General features: G+C 65.5%; 18 protein-coding genes and 1 pseudogene. 15 read left to right on the plus strand and 4 right to left on the minus strand.

The features are described from left to right. Positions 1–34: 34 nt before the first annotated feature. On the minus strand, positions 35–745 hold the full coding sequence (locus IPP90_11985) for a ceramidase domain-containing protein (protein ID MBL0171432.1): 711 nt from the start codon (positions 743–745) through the stop codon (positions 35–37). A 128-nt stretch (positions 746–873) separates the two neighbouring features. Here IPP90_11985 and IPP90_11990 point away from each other — a divergent pair. The 12 genes and pseudogenes from IPP90_11990 to IPP90_12045 all read left to right on the plus strand — a co-directional run bounded on the left by IPP90_11990 (position 874) and on the right by IPP90_12045 (position 16,007). Then, a pseudogene (locus tag IPP90_11990) lies at positions 874–1,227 on the plus strand (Ig-like domain-containing protein). Between the two features lie 1,112 nt (positions 1,228–2,339). After that, on the plus strand, positions 2,340–4,493 hold the full coding sequence (locus IPP90_11995; GenBank protein MBL0171433.1) for a hypothetical protein: 2,154 nt from the start codon (positions 2,340–2,342) through the stop codon (positions 4,491–4,493). Next, on the plus strand, positions 4,402–5,322 hold the full coding sequence (locus IPP90_12000) for a hypothetical protein (GenBank protein ID MBL0171434.1): 921 nt from the start codon (positions 4,402–4,404) through the stop codon (positions 5,320–5,322). The genes IPP90_11995 and IPP90_12000 overlap by 92 nt, the downstream gene beginning before the upstream one ends. Before the next feature lie 310 nt (positions 5,323–5,632). Next, positions 5,633–6,925, plus strand: coding sequence for a cell division protein FtsZ (ftsZ, locus tag IPP90_12005; GenBank protein ID MBL0171435.1), 1,293 nt, complete (start codon positions 5,633–5,635; stop codon positions 6,923–6,925). 182 nt (positions 6,926–7,107) lie between these two features. After that, entirely contained in the window at positions 7,108–8,244 is a 1,137-nt protein-coding gene (locus IPP90_12010; GenBank protein MBL0171436.1) for a M23 family metallopeptidase, read from the plus strand. 11 nt (positions 8,245–8,255) lie between these two features. Further along, positions 8,256–8,807: a hypothetical protein gene (locus tag IPP90_12015; GenBank protein MBL0171437.1), complete on the plus strand. Its 552-nt coding sequence runs from the start codon at positions 8,256–8,258 to the stop codon at positions 8,805–8,807. A gap of 37 nt (positions 8,808–8,844) precedes the next feature. Continuing rightward, positions 8,845–10,146 (plus strand): hypothetical protein, encoded by a 1,302-nt coding sequence (locus IPP90_12020; GenBank protein ID MBL0171438.1) that lies wholly within the window; start codon positions 8,845–8,847, stop codon positions 10,144–10,146. Positions 10,147–10,315: 169 nt separating this feature from the next. Continuing rightward, the gene (gene ftsY / locus IPP90_12025; GenBank protein ID MBL0171439.1) at positions 10,316–11,248 is read left to right on the plus strand and encodes a signal recognition particle-docking protein FtsY; all 933 of its coding nucleotides are present in this window, start codon (positions 10,316–10,318) and stop codon (positions 11,246–11,248) included. Beyond that, positions 11,245–12,423: a DEAD/DEAH box helicase gene (locus tag IPP90_12030; protein ID MBL0171440.1), complete on the plus strand. Its 1,179-nt coding sequence runs from the start codon at positions 11,245–11,247 to the stop codon at positions 12,421–12,423. Before ftsY ends, IPP90_12030 begins: the two co-directional genes overlap by 4 nt. Continuing rightward, on the plus strand, positions 12,350–13,399 hold the full coding sequence (locus tag IPP90_12035; GenBank protein MBL0171441.1) for a hypothetical protein: 1,050 nt from the start codon (positions 12,350–12,352) through the stop codon (positions 13,397–13,399). The genes IPP90_12030 and IPP90_12035 overlap by 74 nt, the downstream gene beginning before the upstream one ends. A gap of 83 nt (positions 13,400–13,482) precedes the next feature. Beyond that, on the plus strand, positions 13,483–15,759 hold the full coding sequence (locus IPP90_12040) for a CHASE domain-containing protein (protein MBL0171442.1): 2,277 nt from the start codon (positions 13,483–13,485) through the stop codon (positions 15,757–15,759). Next, a complete protein-coding gene (locus tag IPP90_12045; GenBank protein ID MBL0171443.1) occupies positions 15,753–16,007 on the plus strand; it encodes a response regulator in 255 nt (84 codons plus the stop codon). The genes IPP90_12040 and IPP90_12045 overlap by 7 nt, the downstream gene beginning before the upstream one ends. Here the strand turns inward: IPP90_12045 and IPP90_12050 are convergent, their stop codons facing one another. Continuing rightward, a complete protein-coding gene (locus tag IPP90_12050; protein MBL0171444.1) occupies positions 16,008–16,409 on the minus strand; it encodes a transcriptional regulator in 402 nt (133 codons plus the stop codon). 2 nt (positions 16,410–16,411) lie between these two features. Continuing rightward, a complete protein-coding gene (locus IPP90_12055) occupies positions 16,412–16,999 on the minus strand; it encodes a hypothetical protein (protein ID MBL0171445.1) in 588 nt (195 codons plus the stop codon). A 126-nt stretch (positions 17,000–17,125) separates the two neighbouring features. On the opposite strand from IPP90_12055, the gene asnS reads away from it, so the two are divergent. Further along, positions 17,126–18,427 carry an asparagine--tRNA ligase gene (gene asnS / locus IPP90_12060; GenBank protein MBL0171446.1) on the plus strand — a complete coding sequence of 434 codons (1,302 nt, stop codon included), beginning with the start codon at positions 17,126–17,128 and terminating at the stop codon, positions 18,425–18,427. A gap of 4 nt (positions 18,428–18,431) precedes the next feature. Here the strand turns inward: asnS and mazG are convergent, their stop codons facing one another. Continuing rightward, the gene (mazG, locus tag IPP90_12065; protein ID MBL0171447.1) at positions 18,432–19,220 is read right to left on the minus strand and encodes a nucleoside triphosphate pyrophosphohydrolase; all 789 of its coding nucleotides are present in this window, start codon (positions 19,218–19,220) and stop codon (positions 18,432–18,434) included. 48 nt (positions 19,221–19,268) lie between these two features. Between mazG and alr the strand changes: the two genes are divergently transcribed. Both alr and IPP90_12075 read left to right on the plus strand, forming a co-directional pair. Continuing rightward, positions 19,269–20,465 (plus strand): alanine racemase, encoded by a 1,197-nt coding sequence (gene alr / locus IPP90_12070; protein MBL0171448.1) that lies wholly within the window; start codon positions 19,269–19,271, stop codon positions 20,463–20,465. After that, on the plus strand, positions 20,462–21,667 hold the full coding sequence (locus IPP90_12075) for a phosphopentomutase (protein ID MBL0171449.1): 1,206 nt from the start codon (positions 20,462–20,464) through the stop codon (positions 21,665–21,667). Before alr ends, IPP90_12075 begins: the two co-directional genes overlap by 4 nt. Positions 21,668–21,678 lie beyond the last annotated feature (11 nt).

Genomic DNA, 21,678 nt, shown 5'->3' on the forward strand with positions numbered 1-21,678 from the left:
GGACGATTACCCGGCGGATGATCTGCGTACCCGACTACCGAGTACCGAGTACCGAGTACCGAGTACTGAGTTCTGAGTTCTGAGTACCGAGTTCGTCTCCCATGTAGCGATATGCCAGCCACGCACTCACCGCGCCACACACATGCCACAGGGCATGTCCCTGCCACAGGCTCGTCGGCGCGCACAGCAGATGCGTGATATCGAGAATCCATACGCCAAAGCCAAACGCCAGCACACCGATCGCGGTTGCGAATAACCGAAGCGGCGCGGTCAACACACCACGCCGACGATTGGTCCATTCCGACCAGACAATCGCCAGCACCAGGGCCCCGAACGCATAACGGCGCAGCGCCGGAAGGCCCACCAAGAGGGCCAGCAGCGCCACGTTGACCACGAGGTACAGCGTGTTCTGCCTCGCGGCGGTCCATGTGCGACGACGCGACAGACTCTCCAGCAGCAGAAACGTCGCCACGAGATACATCCCCAGCACGTCGGCGGTTTGCCCCCAGAAGGTGAGCGACGCGTGAAAGAACGCCGAGCCCACACCCACCAGAAGCGTGGCGGCGGCGAACCGCCACGCGGCGGCGTCGCGCGAGCGATGCACCACGAGGAGCGCCACGATGAGGAACGCGCCGCTGCTGACAGTGTTCGCCGGCTGTCGCACCGCGCCCGCCTGTGCGGCTTCGCAGAAGCAGCGGTCTGGCATGCAACTGGCCTCACGCCACCCGGTCCATGGTTCTTTCATAAGGTCTGCGGGAGCGAGTGAACGGGCAAAGGCCACGGAATACAGCGCGGTGCACGAATGCATACTCTGTGACAGTGTGCGCCGGGTCACCAGTGCGCGCAGGACCCCAATCGTAGCATGCTGCATCCATGGAACGCCACACCGGATCGTCCGTTCACGTCGCGCGTCGCAGCGTGCTCTCCGTCGCCGTGCTTCCCGTGCTGCTGATCGCGGCCTGCGACGTCGACCATGCGGTGGCCGTACGCGACGCGACCGCGTCCGTCGCGGGACCGGGGACTTCGTCGGCGCCGCCGGCGGACAGTTCGATGGTGGCGCGTCGGATTATCGGGGTGGGTGACACCGTGCGGCTGCAGGCACCAGCACCAAGCCGACGTGATCGTGTGGTGCAGTGGTCCTCGTCCGCGCCGACCATCGCGTCGGTCTCTGCGCAAGGACTCGTGGTGGGCGTGTCCGTAGGCGATGCGTTGATCGCGGCGACCAGCAAGGGCGGCGTGTTGCGATTGAGCCTGCGCGTGGCGGCACCCACACCACCATCGCCACCACCCACTCCACCCGCTCAGCCGCCCGCGCCACCGCCGGTGCCGACTCCCACGCCGCCGCCACTCGGAGCCCTCGGACTCAACGCGCCGTTGGGACGCCTGTTGTATCCGGCAGACAACCCGTGGAATCAACCGGTCGATACGGCGCAGGTTGATCCGAATTCCAACGCGATTATCGCCAACATCGGGGCCACCCGGGCGTTCCATCCGGACTTTGGTGCCGATTGGAATGGCGGTCCGTTTGGTATTCCCTACGTGGTGGTGAGTGGATCCCAGGCGCGCGTGCCGGTCAGCTTCGACTATGCCGATGAAAGCGATCCCGGACCGTATCCCGTGCCGCCAAACGCGCCCATCGAAGGCGGCGCGTCCGCATCGGGCGACCGCCATGTCCTCGTGGTGGATCGTGACAACTGGAAGCTGTACGAACTCTACGCGGCATTCCCGCAAGCCAACGGCAGCTGGACGGCGGGTTCCGGCGCGGTGTTTGACCTCACGAGCAACGCGCTGCGACCGGCGGGATGGACCTCGGCCGATGCCGCAGGATTACCCATTCTGCCCGGTCTCGTGCGGTACGACGAAGTCGCGGCCGGCAGCATTGCCCACGCCCTGCGCTTCACGGTCTCGCGCTCCCGGCGCGCCTACATTCCACCAGCGAGACACTGGGCCAGCAGCGACACCAGTTCGTTGCGGCCGCCCATGGGCATGCGCGTCCGCCTCAAGGCAGGCGTCGATATCGGCAGCTATCCGGCAAACGCCCAAACCATCCTCCGCGCACTCAAGAAGTATGGGATGATCGTGGCGGACAATGGCAGTGATTGGTACATCTCCGGGACCGCCGATGCCCGTTGGAATGACGCCGAACTGAACACCCTCAAGCGTCTGCGCGGCAGTGACTTTGAAGTGGTGCGGATGAGTGGGGTCGTGAAGCCCTAACGGGCCCAACCTCTCCTCAAGCCTTGCCGAACGGGTGACGAGGTTGCTGCGTAGTCATCGTGTATTCGATGCGAAGTGCGCCGCCGCTCCTCACCCTGTCTCATCGCCTGAAGGGAGTCCTCGTGATCCACGCTGGCCCGTCACGTTTCCGCCGTCTTGCCGTTGCCGTCGTAGCGCTCGGCCTGTTGCCGTCGCTGGCCACCGCACAGCAAATGACTGCCGATACCCGCGACCCCAACCAGAAGCAGGACGAGAGCTTCGCGAAGAGCTACAAGGAGTGGCTCGTCAACCCGACGCATGGCAGCCCGTTGGTCGACCACTTGCCCGTGGTCGCGGGCATTCCGTCACCCAAGGACGTGCTGGGCTATCACATCGGGGCGCCCAGGAAGCTCACCTACTACGCCGATCAGTTGAAGTACTATCGCGCGCTGGCGGCGGCGACTCCCCGCGTGAAAGTGGAGACGATCGGGCGGTCCGACGAAGGGCGTGAACTCGTGGTGGTGTGGGTGACCTCCGACGCCAACATGAAGACGTTGGCGCAGAACCGGCAAAAGCTCGCCAAGATCGCCGATCCGCGCGGACTGTCGGCGTCGCAGATCAAGGAGCTGATCGAGACGGCGCGTCCGCACTACCACCTGATGGGTGGCCTGCACAGCGGTGAAACCGGCCCCTCGGAAATGCTGATGGAACTGGTGTATCGACTGGCGACGGAGACGTCACCCATCGTCACGCAGATCCGCAACAACCTGTATGTGTCCGTGACGCCGGTCGCTGATGCCGACGGGCGCGATCGCAACGTGGATTGGTTCTACAAGGGACTCGACGCCAACCTGCCGAATTCCACGCCGGCCGCACCGAGCATGGCGACGGGCGCCACGCCCCCGGATACCACTGGGGTCGCTGGCGGCGGGCGTGGTGGCGCCGGGCGCGGGGCAGGCGGCGGCCCTCCGGGTGAGGGCGGCCCGCCGGGCGGTGGGCCCGGCGGTGGTGGTCGTGGCATCGGCGCCGTGCCGTACTGGGGCAAGTATGCCTATCACGACAACAACCGCGACATCAACATCAAGCTTTTGCAGATGCGCGGTATCATCGATTGGTATTTCACCGCGTATCCACCCATCATGCACGATCTGCATGAGGCGCAGCCGTTGATGTACACCTATACCGGCGGCCCGCCGCAGAACCCCAATCTCGATCCGCTGTTGTTCGCGGAGTTGCCGTGGTTCGGCAATTGGGAACTGGCACAGATGACCAAGTACGGCATGCCCGGCGTGTACACGCATGCGTTCATGGATGGTTGGTCACCGGGGTATCTGGGGTCGGTGGCGTACAATCACAACGGCCTGATGAAGATGTATGAGACACAGTCAGGACGTGATCTCGACAGCGCGGCCATCGCCAACGCGAATCGTCCGGGGGCGGCTGCGGCCGGCGGTGGCTTTGGCGGACGCGGTGGCTCGATGCCCACGGGCAAGGGGGGCGCGCAGGAACGCGAGTGGTATCGCGGCCTGCCGATTGGCTTCAACGACATGGCGACCTTTACCCGCCGCTCGAACACCAATTACATGCAGACGGGCGTGCTCTCCTCGCTGCAGTTGGCGGCGATGTTTCCGGCCACGGTGCTGGAAAACTTCTACATCAAGACGCGCAACTCCATCGCGGAAGGACGAACCAAGGCGCCGTTTGGTTTTGTCATTCCCGTGCAGCGTGACATGACGCGGGTGGCGGAGTTCATCAACATCATGCGCTTGCAGCGCATCGAAGTCGGACTGGCGACGGAGCCGATCAAGATCGGTGCCGTCACGTATCCGGTGGGCTCCTATGTGATCAAGCGCGATCAACCCTACGGACGTCTGGCCAAGAATCTCATCGAGAAGCAGCAGTATCCCGATGCGAGACTGCAAACGTACGACGACAGCGGCTGGTCGACGGGATTCGCCATGAATGTGGACGTGGTCGAGGTTGCCGACTCGTCGATTCTCAAGGCGAAGGTGTCGCCGGTGTCGAAGGTGGTACCGAAGGGAACCACCACTGGCAGCGGCACGGCCGGCATCGCGGTGGCCCACCTGGGATCCAACAACATGGTGGCGCTGCGCTACCGACTGAAGGACGTCGCGATGAAGGTGGCGGAAAAGAAGTTCACCGCGGACGGCATGGAGTTTCCCGCCGGGTCGTTCGTGATCAGCGATGAGCAAGGCGGCCGCAGTGCGGGCGGCGGTCGATTCGCTCGGGCTGACCGCGAGCGCGCTGTCCGCCACGCCAACGGTGCCGATGCATGACGCCGATGTGCCTCGCGTGGCCATCTATTCACAATGGAGCGGCACCCAGAACCTCGGCTGGTATCGCCTCACCTTCGACGAATTCCATATCCCGTACGACCTGATCTACAAGGAACGCGTGGCCAAGGGGAAGTTGCGCGAGCAGTATGATGTGATTCTGATCGCCGAACAGAACCTGAGTCGCAACACGGTCATGCAGGCGCCGGCCGCACGCCCGCAGCCGTATCAGAAGAGTGAGAAGTACAAATTCCTCGGCGATTACGGGGAAACGGCCGATATGTCCGGCGGATTCGGACAGGCTGGTGTCGATGCCTTCGCCGCGTTTCTCGAAGGCGGCGGGACGATCATCGCGGTGGGCGAATCGGCGCGGTTGCCGATCGAATTCGGTTGGGCGCGCACGGTCGACAAGGTCGCTGTGCCCGGACTGACCTCGCAGCGCCCGCTAGTGGAGGGCGAGATCACCAAGCCCGAGCACCCGGTGTTCTACGGGTACGACAAAAAGACGCTTCCCGTGAAGTACGTCGGCGGGACACCGTTCAAGGTGGGAATCGCCGACGAAGGGAACGTGCTGGCGCGCTACGTGGGCGGCGACAAGGCGGTCATTTCCGGTCTCATGACCGGCGCCGATTCCCTCAAGTCGCGTCCTTTCGCGGTGGATGTGCCGAATGCCTACAAGGGCATGGGTCGCGTGATCATGTTCTCGAACAACCCGATCTATCGCTGGCAGAATCACGGCGAGTTCAACATGATCTTCAACTCGGTCATCAACTGGAACGACGCGGGCGCGCCGGCTGCGCCGGTGCCGGCAGTGACCGCGCCGAGGCCGTAGCAGGGCTGGAGGCACCTCGGTTTGTGTCGCGGATCACACCTCTTCGCGCGGCCCCGGATTGTGGATAATCGGTCCCACTCCGGGGCCGTGACGAACTCGTCCAACTCCATTGCATTTCACGGGTTGCGCTCTCAAGGCGAAAGTGTATTCTAAGCCCGTTAGCCAACACCGTGACAGAACGCTTGCGGACCGCCGAAGGTGGCGGTGCTCGCTGCCCGATGGCATTTCCTGACGACATCTGGCATCCCGGTTTCCCGGGACGCCAGGCCTCCACCCTGTGCCCGCCCAGCCCTGTATGGAGCTACCCCGGATGACCTTCGAATTCGAAGAGAGCGCCACGCAGAACGCCCGCATGAAGGTGGTGGGTGTCGGTGGCGGTGGCGGAAACGCCGTCAACCGCATGATTGAAGAGCACCTTGAAGGCGTCGAGTTCATCTCGGTGAACACCGACGCGCAAGCGCTGCTGAACTCCAAGGCCGACGTCAAGATCCAGATCGGCAAGAAGCTGACGCGCGGACTTGGCGCCGGGGCGCGTCCGGAGGTCGGACGACAGGCCATCGAGGAAAACCGCGAAGATGTCAACCGGGTGATCGGCAACGCCGATCTGGTGTTCGTCACCTGCGGCATGGGTGGCGGGACGGGAACAGGTGCCGCACCAGTCATTTGCCAACTCGCCCGCGAAGCCGGTGCGTTGACGGTTGGCATCGTGACACGGCCGTTCCTGTTTGAAGGACGCAAGCGCATGCGACAGGCCGAGGAAGGCATTGCCGAAATGCGCAAGAATGTCGATACCATGATCATCGTGCCCAACGAGCGGTTGCTGGCCGTGGTCGGGAAGGGCATTCCATTCCACGAGGCGCTCAAGAAGGCCGACGAGGTGCTCCTTCACGCCACGCAGGGCATCTCCGTGCTGATCAGCGAGACCGGCTTGGTGAACGTCGATTTCGCCGACGTGCGCACGGTCATGCAGAACGGCGGCTCGGCGCTGATGGGCACCGGTATCGGCCGTGGTGAAAACCGCGCCATGGAAGCGGCGCAACAGGCCATCGCCTCACCGTTGCTCGACAATGTGTCCATCTCTGGCGCCACCGGCGTCCTGGTGAACATCACCGGCGGAGAAGATCTCACGTTGGGTGAAGTGCACCAAATCAACGACATCGTGCACGATGCCGTGGGTGACAACGCCGAAATCATCTTCGGTGCCGTGCACGAGCCGGCGATGATGGGCGAGATTCGTGTAACCGTCATTGCGACCGGTTTCGATCGCGACCTGCAGGGGGGGCTGGGACGCGGCTCATCGTATCCGCCGGCCACAGCCCATGGGGGCGGGTATGGGGGAACGCACACGGGCAAGACGGGTACGTCCGGTGGATTCGCCAACCCCAACACCGACGCACCGGCAGCGCCTTCCAAACCCTCAGTCCTTCCGTTCCCCACTCGGGAACGGCAAGTGCCGAGACCGGCGGCGCCGCCGGCCCGTCCAGCCTGGGAAGCCGCGCAACCTCGCGCGCCACGGGTTCCCCCACCGTCGACTTCCTCCACGTCCAGCAACGAGCTTGATGACATGGAAATCCCGACGTTCATACGGAGACAGATGGATTGACGCGGACGCCGCTTCGACTGCTCATCGCCGCAACATGTGTTGCGGTCGGAGCAACGGCGATTTCTCTCGGACGTCCCGTCCCCGAACGCCCCGCGGCGAGTGTGCTCGACGCGGGGTCTCGCACTTCTGTTGCCTCGCGTTGGCAAACTCGGTTTGATACCGTCCGCAAGGGCGAACCGCTGGTGGCCGTCCTCGAACGTGCCGGAGTGCCGCGGCATGAGGCCACCCGTGCGCTACAGTCCGCATCCAGCCTCGATACACGGCATGTGCGGGCCGGCACACCCATCATGACGCGCGTCAGCCCGGATTCCGGCGCTGCGGAGATCGTCTTTCAGTTGGCCATCGACCGGCTGTTACGGTTGCGTCGCTCCCCGTCCGCCTCGTGGACCGAGTCCGACGAGCGTCTCCCTTGGACCACCGACACCGTCGCGGTCGGCGCGGAAGTGCGCTCCTCGGTGACCGACGCGATCGAACGTAGCGCGGAAGCGTTCCCGGATGCGGTGCGGGACGAAGTGGCGAATGCCTTGGCCGATATCCTCGAGTATCGGGTGGACTTCAGCCGCGACCTGCAAAAAGGCGATTCCATTCGTATTCTGGTGGAGCGCCGTTCCGCGTCGAATGGCGCCGTGCAGGTCGGCAATATTCTCGCGGCCCGCATCACGGTGGATGGTCGTCGCGTCGAAGCGGTGCGCTTCGTCGGCGATAAATCGCGCGGACAGTATTTCGATGGCGATGGCAAGTCGATGCGCGCCGCGTTCCTGCGTGCGCCCCTCGAGTTTCGTCGTATCTCCAGCGTCTTCGGTTTGCGCAAACATCCCATCCTCGGCATCTGGCGCGCGCATCAGGGCACGGACTACGCGGCCAACGCCGGCACGCGCGTTCGCGCCATTGGCGACGGCACGGTGATGTACGCCGGATGGCGCGGTGGCTACGGACGGGTGGTGGAGATCCGGCATCGCAACGGCTTCGTCACGCGGTATGGGCACTTGAAGGGTTTCGCGAGCGGCATTCGCCGCGGTGCGCAGGTCGCCATCGCCAGCACCATCGGGTTTGTGGGGGCGTCAGGGCTGGCTACCGCGCCGCACTTGCATTTCGAGGTGCTCGTCGGCGGCGTGCATCGGAACCCCAGTGTGGCACTGCGGAGCACCACGGGCGGTGAACCGCTGGCGGCCACCGACCGTTCGGCGTTTGCGGAGCTCAAGTCGCGACTGTTTGCTCGCCTCGATAGCGTGGTCAACAGCGAACCGTTTGTGGCTCAGGGTGCCGCCAATGGCGGCGGCGCGCGTGGCGACGTGGCGCGTCATGTGGGCGAAGAATAGTTGACGCCGCAGTGAATCGCTGGTTGATCGCGATCGCGCTAGGCGTGCTTGTGGCGTGGTTGGCCTATGCGCGCGCGGCAACACCCGGACAACGCTCACGGGTGCTGCTGCTGGCCCTGTTGCGCGGCGTGGCCGTCGCCATCGTCGCGGCGTTGTTTCTTGGCGCACCCGCGGCGCCACCGCGCCCCGCGGCGCCCTTGATCGCGATTGACGCTTCGGCCAGTTGGCGTCGCGCTGGCGGCGATGACTCGACCACCGTACGCGCACTGCGAACTCAGTGGGAAGCCGTCGTGAACGCGCACGCCGAGTCGGATGCGTTGGTGTTGCTGGGCGATTCCCTGCGCGACGTGAGCCGCAGCGAGATATCTCGACTGTTGCCCGCTGATGCGGCGACCCGCGTGCGTCCTGCCGTCGATCGCGCGGCTGCACTGGGCCGACCGCTGGTGTTGGTGACCGATGGCGAACTGGACGACGCGGACGCGCTCAGCGACGCGCCGGTGGGCTCGCAGGTGCGCCTGCTCTCGCGCCCGGCGCGCCAGGGGATGTGGCGGTGGCGGATCTGACGGTCCCGCATCGGCAAGCGCTGGTGACACCTTGCAGGTGGCGGCGTTGCTCGCCTCCGGGGCGTCGGGCGGCACGGACGGTGTGCTGCAACTGACGCTGGACGGCGTGGCGGCTGGTCGCGTCGCGGTGCCAACACTTGCCGCATTCGCCACGACACGCGTCACGCTGCCGCTGCCCATGCCGCGCGGCGCACGGACGGTCATCGTGCAAGCCGTTCTCGACATGGCGGGCGACGTCGAACCGCGGAATGACACCTTGACCGCCGCCATTGAAATCAGCGATCGCCCGCCGGCGGTATTCGTCTCCACCGCACCCGATCTGGATGTGCGTGAGGTGCTGGTGGTGTTGCGCGGCGCGTTGGCGCTCCCCACGAGGGCCTACCTGCGGCTCGCACCAGGTGTCTGGCGCGAGGAAGGGTCCCTGGCGTCGATTCGTGAAGACGAGGTGCGCGCTCGAGCGGCGGCCGCGGGCCTGCTCATCGTGCACGGGGATACGTCGTGGGCTCCGGCGGCCAAAGGGACGGTTCGGGGATCCCGTGCGCTCTGGTCACCAGCGCCGCCCACGGCAGTCGCCCGTGCCGGAGAAGTGACACGCGCCGTGGAGTGGTATGCCTCGGACGCCCCCACGTCCCCATTGTCCGCATCATTGGCGGGTCTGCCGTGGGATAGTCTCCCGCCACTCACGTTGGCCGGGCGTCCGCGCGGAACGTTCACCGTGCTGTCGGCGAAACTGGGAAAGCGCGGCGACGCCGTTCCGGCAATTGCGATGCGTGATGACGCGGGCATGCGAACACTGGTGATTTCCGGCTCCGGGTATGCCGGGTGGGCGATGCGCGGTGGGCGCAGTGCCGAGGCCTTTACGGCGCTCTGGGGGAGCATCTTCGACTGGCTGGCGGTTGGTCGCGGAGATCAACGCTCGGCTCGCCCCGCCCTCGGATGGATGCGGGCGGGCGAAACCGTCCGCTGGCGCCGCGGTGGCCCGGATTCGATGGTGACGGTCGTTGTCACGCCACGCCGCGTCACGCCGTCCGGCGTGACCACCGCCACGGCCGGTGACACGGTGCGTATGCGATTCGCCAGTGGTGCCGTGGAGGCCGGAACGCCGGCACTCACTCCCGGTGTTTACGATGTGCGCACCACCGGCGGCTCCGCCGTACTCGTGGTGAACGCGGCGCGTGAGTGGATTCCGCGCGCGCCTACGGTCCGGGATGGCATGCTGTCGCGTGGCGAATTGTCGTCGGACGCACCGCGCCTTTCTGACTACTGGTGGCCCTTCGTGGTGGCACTGCTGCTGCTGTGTACGGAGTGGGTCGTGCGACGACTGGCAGGGTTGAGGTAAGACGGGAGACAGGAGACGGGAGACGGGAGACATCCGGTCGACACGGTGTATGGGCCCGTGATGCGGGCTCCGGGCTGACCGCTACCGAATGGGCACTCTCTCGACCATTGTCTTCTTCTTCGGCCGTTCGTCTCCCGTCTCCCGTCTCCAGTCTCCCGTCTCCCCCCCCATGCCCCGACTGTTTCGAAAGAAGGACGACGTTCCCAAGCGCTCTCTGTGGCAGCGCGTCAAGGATGTCGTGCGCACAGATGTCGGGGTCTTGCTGCGCGGCGGCGTCGACCAAGGGTCACTCGAGAACCTTGAGACGCTGTTGATCGAGTCCGACTTCGGTGTCACCACGTCGCTGGCGTTGGTCGCCGAGGTCGAGCGCCTGGCCAAGCGCGGCGAAGTGAAAACCGACGACGAATTCCGTGACGCACTCGCGCAGGGTGTGGAGGCGGCCCTGCGGAAAGGCAACGCCGACCCGACGCTGCAGCTGGCGGAGAGCGGACCCACGGTGCTGTTGATCATCGGCGTCAACGGCGCTGGCAAGACCACGTTTATCGGCAAGCTCGCGGCGCAATTCAAGACCGAGGGACGCACGGTGTTGTTGGGCGCGGCGGACACGTTTCGCGCGGGTGCCATCGATCAGTTGCGCGTGTGGGCGCAACGCGCCGGCGTGGATTTCGTCGGTGGAGCGCCGGGATCCGATCCGGCGTCCGTGGCATTCGATGCCGTCGACGCCGGCATCACGCGCGGGTGCGATATCGTGATTGTCGACACGGCCGGACGATTGCACACCAGTGACGATCTGATGACGGAGCTGCGCAAGATTCACCGGGTGATTGCCAAACGTCTTCCCGCCGCGCCACACGAAGTGCTGCTGGTGCTCGATGGGACCATCGGGCAGAACGCACTGGCGCAGGCGCGCACGTTTTCGGCGGCGGTTCCGGTCACCGGCCTGGTGGTCACCAAACTCGACGGCACGGCCAAGGGTGGCATCGTGGTGGCAGTGCACGACGCGCTCAATGTGCCAGTCAAGTTCGTGGGCCTCGGAGAACAGATCGGCGACCTGGCGCCGTTCGATGCGGGGGCGTATGCGCGGGATCTGGTCGACGCGTGAGTGCCGTGGTGCGCGGATCGGGTAGTCCGGGAGCGGGAACGCCCGACGATCGAGATCCGCGGCGCCGGTCGCCCGCGCGCGTGGCACCACGCCTCACACTCGACACACCGGTCACCTACCTGAAGGGCGTTGGTCCGGCGCGCGGCGAGATGCTGGCTCGGCTCGGGATCACCGTGGCGGGCGATCTGCTGCGGCATGTGCCGCATCGGTACGAAGACGCCACCACGGTCACGCGCATCGTGCAGGCAAGCGTCGGCACCGACATCACGATTCTCGGGCAGGTCATCGCCAAGGGCGTCCTCCCCACGCGCAAAGGCCTGCGCGTCTTTCAGGCGGTGCTGCAGGACACCAGCGGCATGCTCGAATGTGCGTGGCCCGGGCAGCCCTTTCTCGAACGCAGCATCAACAAGGGCGATTGGCTGCTCTGTACTGGGCCCGTGCGCTTCTTCCACGGTCGACGGTTGCAGCCGCGTGAATTCGTCAATCTCGGTCCCGACGAGGAGGGGACCACCGGGGGGCGCGTGCTCGCGGTCTATCCGAGCACTGAAGGACTGTCCGTCCGCATTCTGCGCGCGCTGGTGCAGCAACATCTTGACGACCTGTTGCCGTTGGTCCACGACGTGCTGCCGCTGGACGTTCTGCGGGAAGCCGGCGTGCCGATGCTGCGCGAGGCACTGCGCATGGTGCATCGACCGGAATCGGTGGCGGAGGCCCTCGCCGGCCGCGCGCGGCTGGCCTTCGAGGAACTGCTGGCCGTGCAGATCCTGCACCGCCGTGCCAATCAGCTCGCACGCACGGCCCGACAGGGTACCGCGTTCATCAACAAGCGCGTACTCACGTCACGGTTGCGGGCGGCCCTGCCGTTCACGCTGACCGGTGCACAGGTGCGAGCCATTCGCGAGATCGTCGTCGATATGGAAAGCCCGCAGCGCATGCATCGACTGCTGCAGGGCGATGTGGGCAGTGGCAAGACCGTGGTGGCGCTGTTCGCGGCGATGCTCGCCATGGAAAACGATCGACAGGTTGCGCTGATGGCGCCCACCGAATTGCTGGCGGAACAGCACGCCCGGACCATCGAAGCGCCTCGCGCCGCTCGGTATCATGCCGGTGCTCCTCACGGGCCGCCTTGGCGCGAAGGAACGGCGGGCGGCGTTGACGCGGCTGGCCTCACGTGATCCTGTGCTGGCCATCGGCACCCACGCGCTGGTGCAACAGGGCGTCGACTTCGGCAACCTCGGACTGGTCGTCATCGATGAGCAGCATCGATTCGGCGTGGAGCAACGGGCGGCGCTCGGCGAAAAAGGACGGTCGCCCGATGTGCTGTTGATGAGTGCCACGCCGATTCCACGCTCGCTCGCCCTGACGCTGTACGGCGATCTGGACGTGACCATGCTTGATGAGCGACCGCCAGGTCGACAAGCCATCACGACGGTGCACCGCGCCGAATCGTCGCGCGGCAAGGTGATGGAATTTGCCAACCACGAGCTTGAGACCGGTCGACAGGTCTACATCGTGTATCCCCTCATCGAAACCTCCGAGAAGATCGACCTCAAGGCCGCGACCACGATGTACGAGGAGCTGGCTCGCGGTGCGTTCGCCCATCGTCGCGTGGCGCTGCTGCATGGACGCCTTCCGGGCGAAGAGCGCGACGCCATCATGCGACAGTTTCGCGATGGCGATGTCGATGTGCTGATCGCCACCACCGTCATCGAAGTGGGTATCGACGTGGCGAACGCCACGGTCATGATCGTTGAACATCCCGAGCGTTTCGGGCTGTCGCAGCTGCATCAATTGCGCGGTCGCGTGGGCCGTGGCGCCGCGCAATCGTATTGCATTCTTCTGGGTGACGTGGGCGCCGATGCGGCGGAGCGCCTGGCGACGTTTACCGCCACGGAGGATGGGTTTGTCATTGCCAGAGCCGACCTCGAGCAGCGCGGTATGGGCGACCTGTTCGGGGCCCGCCAGCACGGATTGCCGGCGTTCCGCATTGCCGACCCATTGCGTGACGAGGCACTCAACGAGGTCGCGCGTGCCGTTGCCGAGCGCCTGTTGCATGCCGATCCCGACCTGACCGCGCCCGCGCACGCCCCGCTACGCCAGTCACTCAACGCGGGATACGCGCGGGCATTGGAACTCTTCCGAGTGGGCTGAGCGCGCCGCGCAGCATAGATTTAGCTGGTGTTGTGCTGCGCCGGACCGTGTTGCCGGATCTCGCCCAATTGAGTGGAGGTGCCATGTCCAGTGGAATCGCGTCTGCGAATCGATGGCGTCTGTGGCGAGCGTCGTTGGCGGTCCTCGTCGGCGCCACGATCGCCGCGGTGGGATTCGACCTGTGGTATCGCGACGTGCTGTTGTCCCGCGAGCGACAGCGCGTGGTCGCCTATGCGACACCCTATGCCAGCGCGCTCGAGTCGGCAGTCGGTCGACGGGTTGCGCGGTTGGCGGGTCTCCGGACATTTGCGCAGACGCGGGCGTCGGTGGCGCAATTGCAGGACGAATTCCCGACGTTTGCCGATGGCCTGCGAGCGGGCGCGCCCGGCATTCGGGCGCTGGAGCTGGTGCGCAACGGACGCATCACGGCCGTCGTACCGCTGGACAGCAACCCCAACGTGCTTGGGTACGACTTGTACAGTGATGTGCGACCGAGCATTCCCGGCGATGTCAGACGCGCGATCGAAACGGGTGCGGTCACCATCACCGGGCCGATCGAATTGCTCCAGGGCGGTCAGGGATTCATCGTGCGACAGCGCGTCGTGCGACCGCGGGCGACGTTGGCGGACAGCGCCTTTCCCGACCTCGTCGCCATGGTACTCGATCTCCCCACGCTCATCGCCGAAGCGGCGACCTTCAGTCAGCCCACCACGCTGTCTCTGGTGGTACTCGATCGCCGGCAGGAAGTGTTGTCGGGCGGCAAGGCTCCGCTCGACGATCCCATGTATGTACCGATTCGCGTCCCGGACGGCGGTTGGACGCTGCTGGCGGCTCCACCGGAAGGGTGGGCGGCGTCCATCGCGGACGACCTCCGACCCACACGCATCGCATCAGCCATGATCGTGCTGTTGCTCGCCGGGCTGGCGTACATTGCCGCCGGCAGGCAACAGCATTTGCGAGTTGCCGTTGAAGAGCAGACGCAGGAATTGCGCGGTGCGAATGAGGCGCTGACCCGGCAGGTGCATGAGCGCGAGGCGGCCGAACAGCGGCTGCGTGAAGGCGACGAGCGCCTGCGACTCGCACTGACCAGTGGGCACATGGGCACGTGGGACTATCAACCCGACCTCGATCAATTGCACCTGTCCGCCGGGGCGCTTGCTATCCTTGGCACCCCGTTGGCCTCCATGACGACGACCGGGCGCTCGTTCTGCGACGGGCTGCCGCCGGAGGCCCGCGAACTCATCGTGCGGGCCGCGAAACTGGCAATCGCGGGCGGCGACTGCCGGGCCGAGTATCGCATCGTGTTGCCGTCCGGGGAGGATCGATGGCTGTACAGCACCGGCGAGTTGCAGTCGGACCCTGATGGTTCGCCGCGCCTCGTGGGCGTCATCATGGACGTCACCGAACGTCGTCGCCTGGAAGAACAGCTGTTGCACTCCCAGAAGATGGAAGCAATGGGGACGCTTGCCGGCGGGATTGCCCACGACTTCAACAACCTGCTCACGGCCATTCTGGGCTTTGCGCGCCTCTCGCAGCAGCAGGCGGAGGCATTCGGCGCCGTTGCCGTGCCCAAGGCCGTCGAACTCGGCCTCAACGACCTGCGTGCCGATCTCGATGAGATCGTGAAAGCGGGGGAGCGCGCGGCCCTGCTGACGGCCCAATTACTGGCCTTCAGTCGGCGTCAGGTCGTCAAGCTCGCCCGCGTTGACCTGAGCGGTGTGGTGTTCGATGTCGAGCGCATGTTGAAGCGCCTGATTGGCGAGCGCATTGTACTGGTGACGCAGCACAGTCCGAGTCCGCTGATTGTGCGCGCCGACGCCGGTCAACTCGCGCAGGTGGCGGTCAACCTCGTGGTGAACGCGCGCGATGCGATGCCCGACGGTGGCACCATACGCGTCCGTACGGAATCCGTCGTGTTGCCGGAAACCGGCGAACCACCGATGGGCGGATTGCCATCGGGTCGGTGGTGCGTGTTGTCCGTGTCTGATGACGGCGTCGGTATGTCGACGGAGATCAGTCCCGCATGTTCGAACCGTTCTTCACCACGAAAGCGGTGGGCGAGGGCACGGGACTCGGCCTGTCAACGGTGTACGGCATTGTGGCGCAAGCCGGAGGGCAGGTGTTTGTCGACAGCACGCCCGACGTCGGCACGACGGTTCGGGTGGCGCTGCCGTGGGATTTCGGAACGGAACCGATGCTGGTCTCGCCGCCGCCGGCCAACGCCTGGGCGCCGATGGGAAAGCGCCTGCTCGTGGTGGAAGACGAACCCGGACTTCGTCGACTCGTGGTCGAAATCTTCTCGCGGAACGGCTTCACGGTGGATGTGGCCCGCGACGGACAGGAAGCGCTGGACATGCTGATCGACCGGACCAGCGCACCGGATCTGGTCCTCAGCGATGTCGTGATGCCGCGTCTGGGCGGCGCCGCACTTGCCACCGAACTCACGCGTCGTGGCCTTCAGGTACCAATGCTGTTCATGTCCGGCTATCCGTCCGACGTGGAAATCCCGCTCGATGACTTGCATGCCTTCATCGGCAAGCCGTTTACACCGGATGCGCTGCTCAAACGCGTGCGTGAGATTCTCGCGCAGGGGTCGTCGGGGCGGTGATCATCGTCCCTTCATCGCGTTGACCAAGTGCTCCAGATGCGACAGATATCGCTCAAACGCGCGCCGACCGGCGGGAGTGAGTCGGTACGTCGTGCGCGGCGTCCGGCCGCTGAACTCCTTGGTGCAGTGCACGTAGCCCGCGTCCTCGAGCTTGCGTGCATGCACACTCAGGTTGCCGTCGGAGAGGCGCAGCAGGTCGCGCAGTTCCGTGTGCGAACGCGCATCGCCACTCGCCAGCGCGGTGACGATGGCCAGTCGAGCGCGTTCATGGATGATGCCGTCCAGCGTCGGGACGGTGCCGGCCGCGTCACCCGCCACGGACTCAAGCGGTCGCGTCGGAATCACCTCGTGCTTGGCTGGCGGTTCCGACTCAACCGCCTTGCGACGTGGACGTGCAACCATCGTCAGCCTCCGTGGCGGCGCAACACCAGGGCGCCGACAATGATGTGAGAGACGCCAAATCCGAGGGCCAGCCAGATGTTGCTCCAGGCCGTGGGCGTGGCCATGGCCAGCGCGCCCAGCACGACAAACACCGCACCCATGATGGGAACGGCGGCGACAGACGACACGACGCCCGCGCCCAGCACCCCGATGCCGTAGCAACACAACCAAATGGGGGGCAGCAACGCTCCGGCGTTGGCACGCAGCGCCCCGAATGACAGCAATGCCCCCACCAGGACCGGCGGCATGAGTCCCAGCGCGAAGCGCCTGGCGGGCGATGCCGATAGCGGCAGTCCCGCTCGACGTGCCTTGCGCACCAGCGTTGTGGCGCCGATGCCAATCGCCAGCACCGATTCGATGAGCCACACCTGCAACCACCGTTCGGGCGTCGGCTGCCCCTCGGCGACGACGGCGGCAATCAGCGCGCTCGATCCCATCAACACTCCGCCAAGTCCGGGGACCGCACTGAACCGGTGTGTCCGGTCCAGCACATCGCGCACGTAGGCCAGATCGGCCTCGGCGCGGCCGGCGAGAGAGCGCGGAGGTGTCATGCGGGAAGTATTCAACGAGAAAATTCCGAATGTCAAGTGCTTTGCAATGCAAAGGTGTGTTGAAGTCCCCCGTCGGGGTCCGTACCTTGCCAGCTCTGCCCCATCGTCTTCCGACCCGCGCCCCTCATGAGCACTTCTTCCGTTCGTATTGCCGACCTTGGGAAACACGTGGGAGCGGTGGTCACCGTACGTGCCTGGGTGACGCACCTCCGGTCCAAAGGCAAGGTCGCCTTCGTCGTCGCGCGCGACGGGACGGGGATTCTGCAGGCGGTGCTGGTGAAGTCCGAGGTGCCAGAGGCGTCCTGGGAGGCGTTCGGGACGCTGACGCAGGAAACGTCGCTGACCCTCACCGGCGAAGTCCGCGCGGATGCGCGCGCGCCCGGCGGGTTCGAGATGGGCGTGCAATCACTCACCGTGTTCGGCGCGAGTCCGTCGGACTATCCGATTCAGCCAAAGGAACACGGCGTCGATTTCCTGCTCGACCACCGGCACTTCTGGCTGCGCAGTCAGCGTCAGGTGGCGATCATGCGTGTACGTCACGAACTCGAACAGGCCATCCACGATTTCTTCTACGCGCGCGACTTCATTCACTGCGATACACCCATCCTCACGGCGGCCATCGGCGAGCGTGCGGGGCTGTTCAGCACCGAGTACTTCGAAGAAGGCACGGCGTACCTCGCGCAGACCGGACAGCTCTATGGCGAGGCGCTGGCCGCGGCGTTGGGACGGATCTACACGTTCGGTCCGACCTTCCGCGCGGAGAAATCCAAGACGCGGCGTCACCTCACCGAATTCTGGATGATCGAGCCCGAGATGGCGTGGTACGACCAGAACGACAACATGGACCTGCAGGAAGCGTTTGTCCGCTATCTCGTGGAGCGGGTGCTGGAACGCCGTCAGGAGGAACTGAAGGTGCTTGAGCGCGACACCAGCAAGCTGGATTGTGTCTCGCAGCCGTTTGTGCGACTGGAGTACGGGGACGCGGTCGCGTTGGCGCAGTCGAAAGGCAGCGACGTCGCCTGGGGCGACGATCTGGGCGCCCCCGATGAAACGATGATTGTGGACGAATTTCAGCGCCCGGTCTTCGTGATGAACTATCCGAAGGAAGCAAAGGCGTTCTACATGAAGGAGAATCCGGCCGACCCGCGCACCGTGCTGTGTTCCGACCTGCTGGCACCCGAGGGTCGCGGGGAAATCATCGGCGGATCACAGCGCGAGGACGACTACGACAAGATCCTGCATCGCCTCACCGAGGAGAAATTGCCGGTCGAGGCGTACGGGTGGTATCTCGATCTGCGCAAGTACGGCACGTTCACCCACTCCGGCTTCGGGCTGGGATTCGAGCGGACCATTGCGTGGATCTGCGGCATCGAGCACATCCGCGAATGCATTGCATTCCCGCGCATGATGGGTCGACTGGCGCCGTAGTCGGTCAGCGTTCGTCGCGTTTCACCTCGTCCCACAAGGCATCTTGCTGCTCTAGGGACAGCGCGCCGAACACCAGTCCGCGCGACTGCGCCAGGGTGTCCATCGCGGCATAGCGGCGCGTGAATTTCGCATTGGTCCGATCGAGGGCCAGCGCCCCGTGCACGCTGGTCTTGCGGCAGAGATTCACCACCGCGAAGAGCAGGTCGCCAAGCTCTCCCTCCAATGCCTCGGCGTCCCGCACCTCGCCCGCATCGTCCAGCAGGGCGGCCACCTCGTCGAGTTCTTCGCGCACCTTGAGCAGTGGGCCGCGCGCATCGGGCCAGTCGAAGCCCACACCGGCCGCCCGATCCTGCAGACGGTGCGCCCGATGCAGCGAAGGCAACCCTGCCGGGAGGCCTTCGTCCAGCGACTGTCGTGGAGCGCTGGCCGCTTTCATCGCTTCCCAGGAACGCTTCACCCCGTCGCCATACAGGTGCGGATGACGGGCGTGCATTTTGGCGATCAACGCGCCAGCGACGTCCTGCGCGCCAAACGCGCCGCGCTCCTCAGCCACCACCGAGTGGAACAGCACCTGCAGCAGCAGGTCGCCCAACTCATCGCGCAGGAGCGCGTCGTTGCCGACGGCGATGGCCTCGTCCACCTCGTGCGCTTCCTCGATCAGATACGGACGCAGCGAGGCGTGAGTCTGCGCCCGATCCCAGTCGCACCGCGCGCGCAGGTCGCGCATAAGGACGAGCGCATCGTCCAGCGAGCGAGGGGCGGGGCGTTCGGGAAGCGCTGTATCGTGCGACATGTGGGGCGGATCCTTTCGCGCACACCGTGCGCGGGTATTGATTGAGGGATGCAGCGGCCTCACGACTCCATCGAGCCAATATACCCCCAACCCTCCACCGCCACGCTGCGCGCCTGGGTCGACGTCGACCTTGATGCCGTGCGACGCAATGCCCTGAAGCTGCGCGCTCGCGCCGGCGTGCCACTGGTGGCGATGGTGAAGGCGGATGGCTACGGCATCGGCATGCTGCCGGTCGTGCGCGCGCTTGGCGGCACATTCCGGGGCGACCACGTGCACGCCGCGGCATTGGCCGCGCCCTGGGCGTTCGGCATTGCCACGCTGGAGGAAGCCGCATCATTGCGGCAAGCGGGATGCACCGCGCGTGTCCTGTGCACCACGCCGCTGACACTGCGCGACCTGCCGGAGGCGCGCGCACTGGATGTCCGGCCGGCGCTGCATCGCCCCGAAGACATCACGGCGTGGTCCGCCCTCGGTGGTGGCCCGTGGCACCTGTCCATTGACACGGGCATGTCGCGCGCCGGCGTGCGATGGGATGAGGTCGAGCCGCTCGATCTCGTGCTCCGCGAACATCCACCGGAAGGGGTCTTCACGCATTTCCATTCGGCCGAAATCGCCGATGGTTCGCGCGAAGCACAGGAAATCCGTTTCGCGGAGGCCTTGCGACGCTTGGGGACCGCCGTGCCGACGACGGCGCTCATTCACTGCGACAACAGCGCCGCCATCGCCGCACGCGGCCCTTCTCCAGGACAGCTCGCCCGGCCCGGTATCGGGTTGTACGGATCGACCGCCACCACCGCGCTGGATCTCGAACAAGTAGTGCATCTGCGCACCAGAATCGTTGATCTGCGTCTGGTGCATGACGGCGAAACGGTGAGCTATGGGGCGACCTATCACGCCAACGGCACGCGGCACATCGCGACGGTGGCGATCGGCTACGCGGACGGCTACCGACGCGCGCTGTCCAATAAGGGCATGGCGATTGTGCGTGGGATGCGCGTCCCGGTTGTCGGCACGGTGACTATGGACATGACCATGCTGGATGTGACGACGTTGGCCGGTCGCTGCGCCGTCGGTGACACCGCGACGTTCATCGGTCGCGACGGCGGTGACTGCCTCTGGACGGACGACGTGGCGGCACTGGCCGGGCTTTCGCCCTACGAGTTGCTGGTGGGACTTCGCCTGCGGGCCCCCAGACGCTACTTCGAGAAGTCCGACGCGGATCGCATCGAAACAATCGACCGATGACCGCAACGACGTCGAAACGTGTCGCTCCTCCGGTCGAACGCCGCGCACTGATTCTGGTGCTCGACGGTGTCGGATGTGGTGCCGCGCCCGATACCGAGGCCTACGGCGACGCCGGAAGTGACACCATCGGCAACGTCGCTCGGGCCGTTGGAGGCCTGCACCTGCCAAACATGGCGCAGCTGGGGCTCGGAAATCTCTCGGCCATAGCCGGCGTCGAGCCGGTGGCACGCCCCGCTGGTGGTTGGGGGGTCATGCTCCCGCGCTCCGCCGGCAAGGACTCCACCACGGGGCACTGGGAAATCGCCGGCCTGCACCTGGAGAAACCCTTCCCAACGTATCCGCACGGCTTCCCTCCCGACGTCCTGCGGGCCTTCAGTGATGCCACCGGTCGACCGGTCATCGCCAATACCGTGGCGAGCGGCACGGCGGTCATCGACGCCTTTGCGGAAGAGCAGCGGCGTACCGGGGCCTGGATCGTGTATACCTCCGCCGACTCGGTCTTCCAAATCGCCGCGCACGAGGGATGGATCCCATTGGACGAGCTCTACCGGGCCTGTCAGATCGCCCGGGAGCAGTTGGTGGCGCCACATGACGTGTCCCGAGTGATCGCCCGCCCGTTTGAGGGAACTCCTGGCGCCTGGAAGCGTACCGCCAACCGTCGGGATTACTCGATTCAGCCACCGGGTACAACCTTGCTCGACGCGCTGGCCGAGGCGGGAGTGCCGCGGTCCGGAGTGGGGAAGGTTGATGACCTGTTTGCCGGTCGGGCGATCAGCACCCGGCATACGGCGGACAACGCCGAGGGGGTGGCGAACCTGCTGGAGTGGCTTTCTGGCCCTGCTCGTGGGTTCTGCTTCGCCAATCTGGTAGATTTCGACCAACTGTATGGTCATCGCAACGATGTCCTGGGTTTTCAGGGAGCGCTCGAAGCCTTCGATCGAGCCTTGCCGAGCCTGCTTTCGGTCCTTCGGGAGGACGATTTGCTGTTCATCACTGCCGACCACGGGAACGATCCCACTACGCCGTCCACGGACCATGCTCGCGAGCGTGTGCCGTTGCTGGTCGCGGGAGCGCGTGTCCGTGGGGGACCGCTTGGTGTGCGGGACACGTTCTCCGATCTGGGGGCCACCGTCGCCGACTGGTTCGGGTTGTCCTGGCGCGGTCGTGGTACCTCGTTTCTGCCCACCTTGTTGGGCGCATGACCAGTAGCGGG

The sequence above is a fragment of the Gemmatimonadaceae bacterium genome (genome assembly GCA_016720905.1).
In the GTDB taxonomy this organism is placed as follows: domain Bacteria; phylum Gemmatimonadota; class Gemmatimonadetes; order Gemmatimonadales; family Gemmatimonadaceae; genus Gemmatimonas.

Excerpts from the sequence above, each read along its gene's own strand:
- mazG (MBL0171447.1), bottom strand. The coding sequence starts at position 19,220 with ATGTCGCACGATACAGCGCTTCCCGAACGCCCCGCCCCTCGCTCGCTG.
- IPP90_12040 (MBL0171442.1), top strand. The coding sequence starts at position 13,483 with ATGTCCAGTGGAATCGCGTCTGCGAATCGATGGCGTCTGTGGCGAGCG.
- IPP90_12035 (MBL0171441.1), top strand. The coding sequence starts at position 12,350 with ATGCCGGTGCTCCTCACGGGCCGCCTTGGCGCGAAGGAACGGCGGGCG.
- asnS (MBL0171446.1), top strand. The coding sequence starts at position 17,126 with ATGAGCACTTCTTCCGTTCGTATTGCCGACCTTGGGAAACACGTGGGA.
- IPP90_12055 (MBL0171445.1), bottom strand. The coding sequence starts at position 16,999 with ATGACACCTCCGCGCTCTCTCGCCGGCCGCGCCGAGGCCGATCTGGCC.
- IPP90_12000 (MBL0171434.1), top strand. The coding sequence starts at position 4,402 with ATGAGCAAGGCGGCCGCAGTGCGGGCGGCGGTCGATTCGCTCGGGCTG.
- IPP90_12045 (MBL0171443.1), top strand. The coding sequence starts at position 15,753 with ATGCTGATCGACCGGACCAGCGCACCGGATCTGGTCCTCAGCGATGTC.
- alr (MBL0171448.1), top strand. The coding sequence starts at position 19,269 with ATGCAGCGGCCTCACGACTCCATCGAGCCAATATACCCCCAACCCTCC.
- ftsZ (MBL0171435.1), top strand. The coding sequence starts at position 5,633 with ATGACCTTCGAATTCGAAGAGAGCGCCACGCAGAACGCCCGCATGAAG.
- IPP90_12075 (MBL0171449.1), top strand. The coding sequence starts at position 20,462 with ATGACCGCAACGACGTCGAAACGTGTCGCTCCTCCGGTCGAACGCCGC.
- IPP90_11985 (MBL0171432.1), bottom strand. The coding sequence starts at position 745 with ATGAAAGAACCATGGACCGGGTGGCGTGAGGCCAGTTGCATGCCAGAC.
- IPP90_12050 (MBL0171444.1), bottom strand. The coding sequence starts at position 16,409 with ATGGTTGCACGTCCACGTCGCAAGGCGGTTGAGTCGGAACCGCCAGCC.
- ftsY (MBL0171439.1), top strand. The coding sequence starts at position 10,316 with ATGCCCCGACTGTTTCGAAAGAAGGACGACGTTCCCAAGCGCTCTCTG.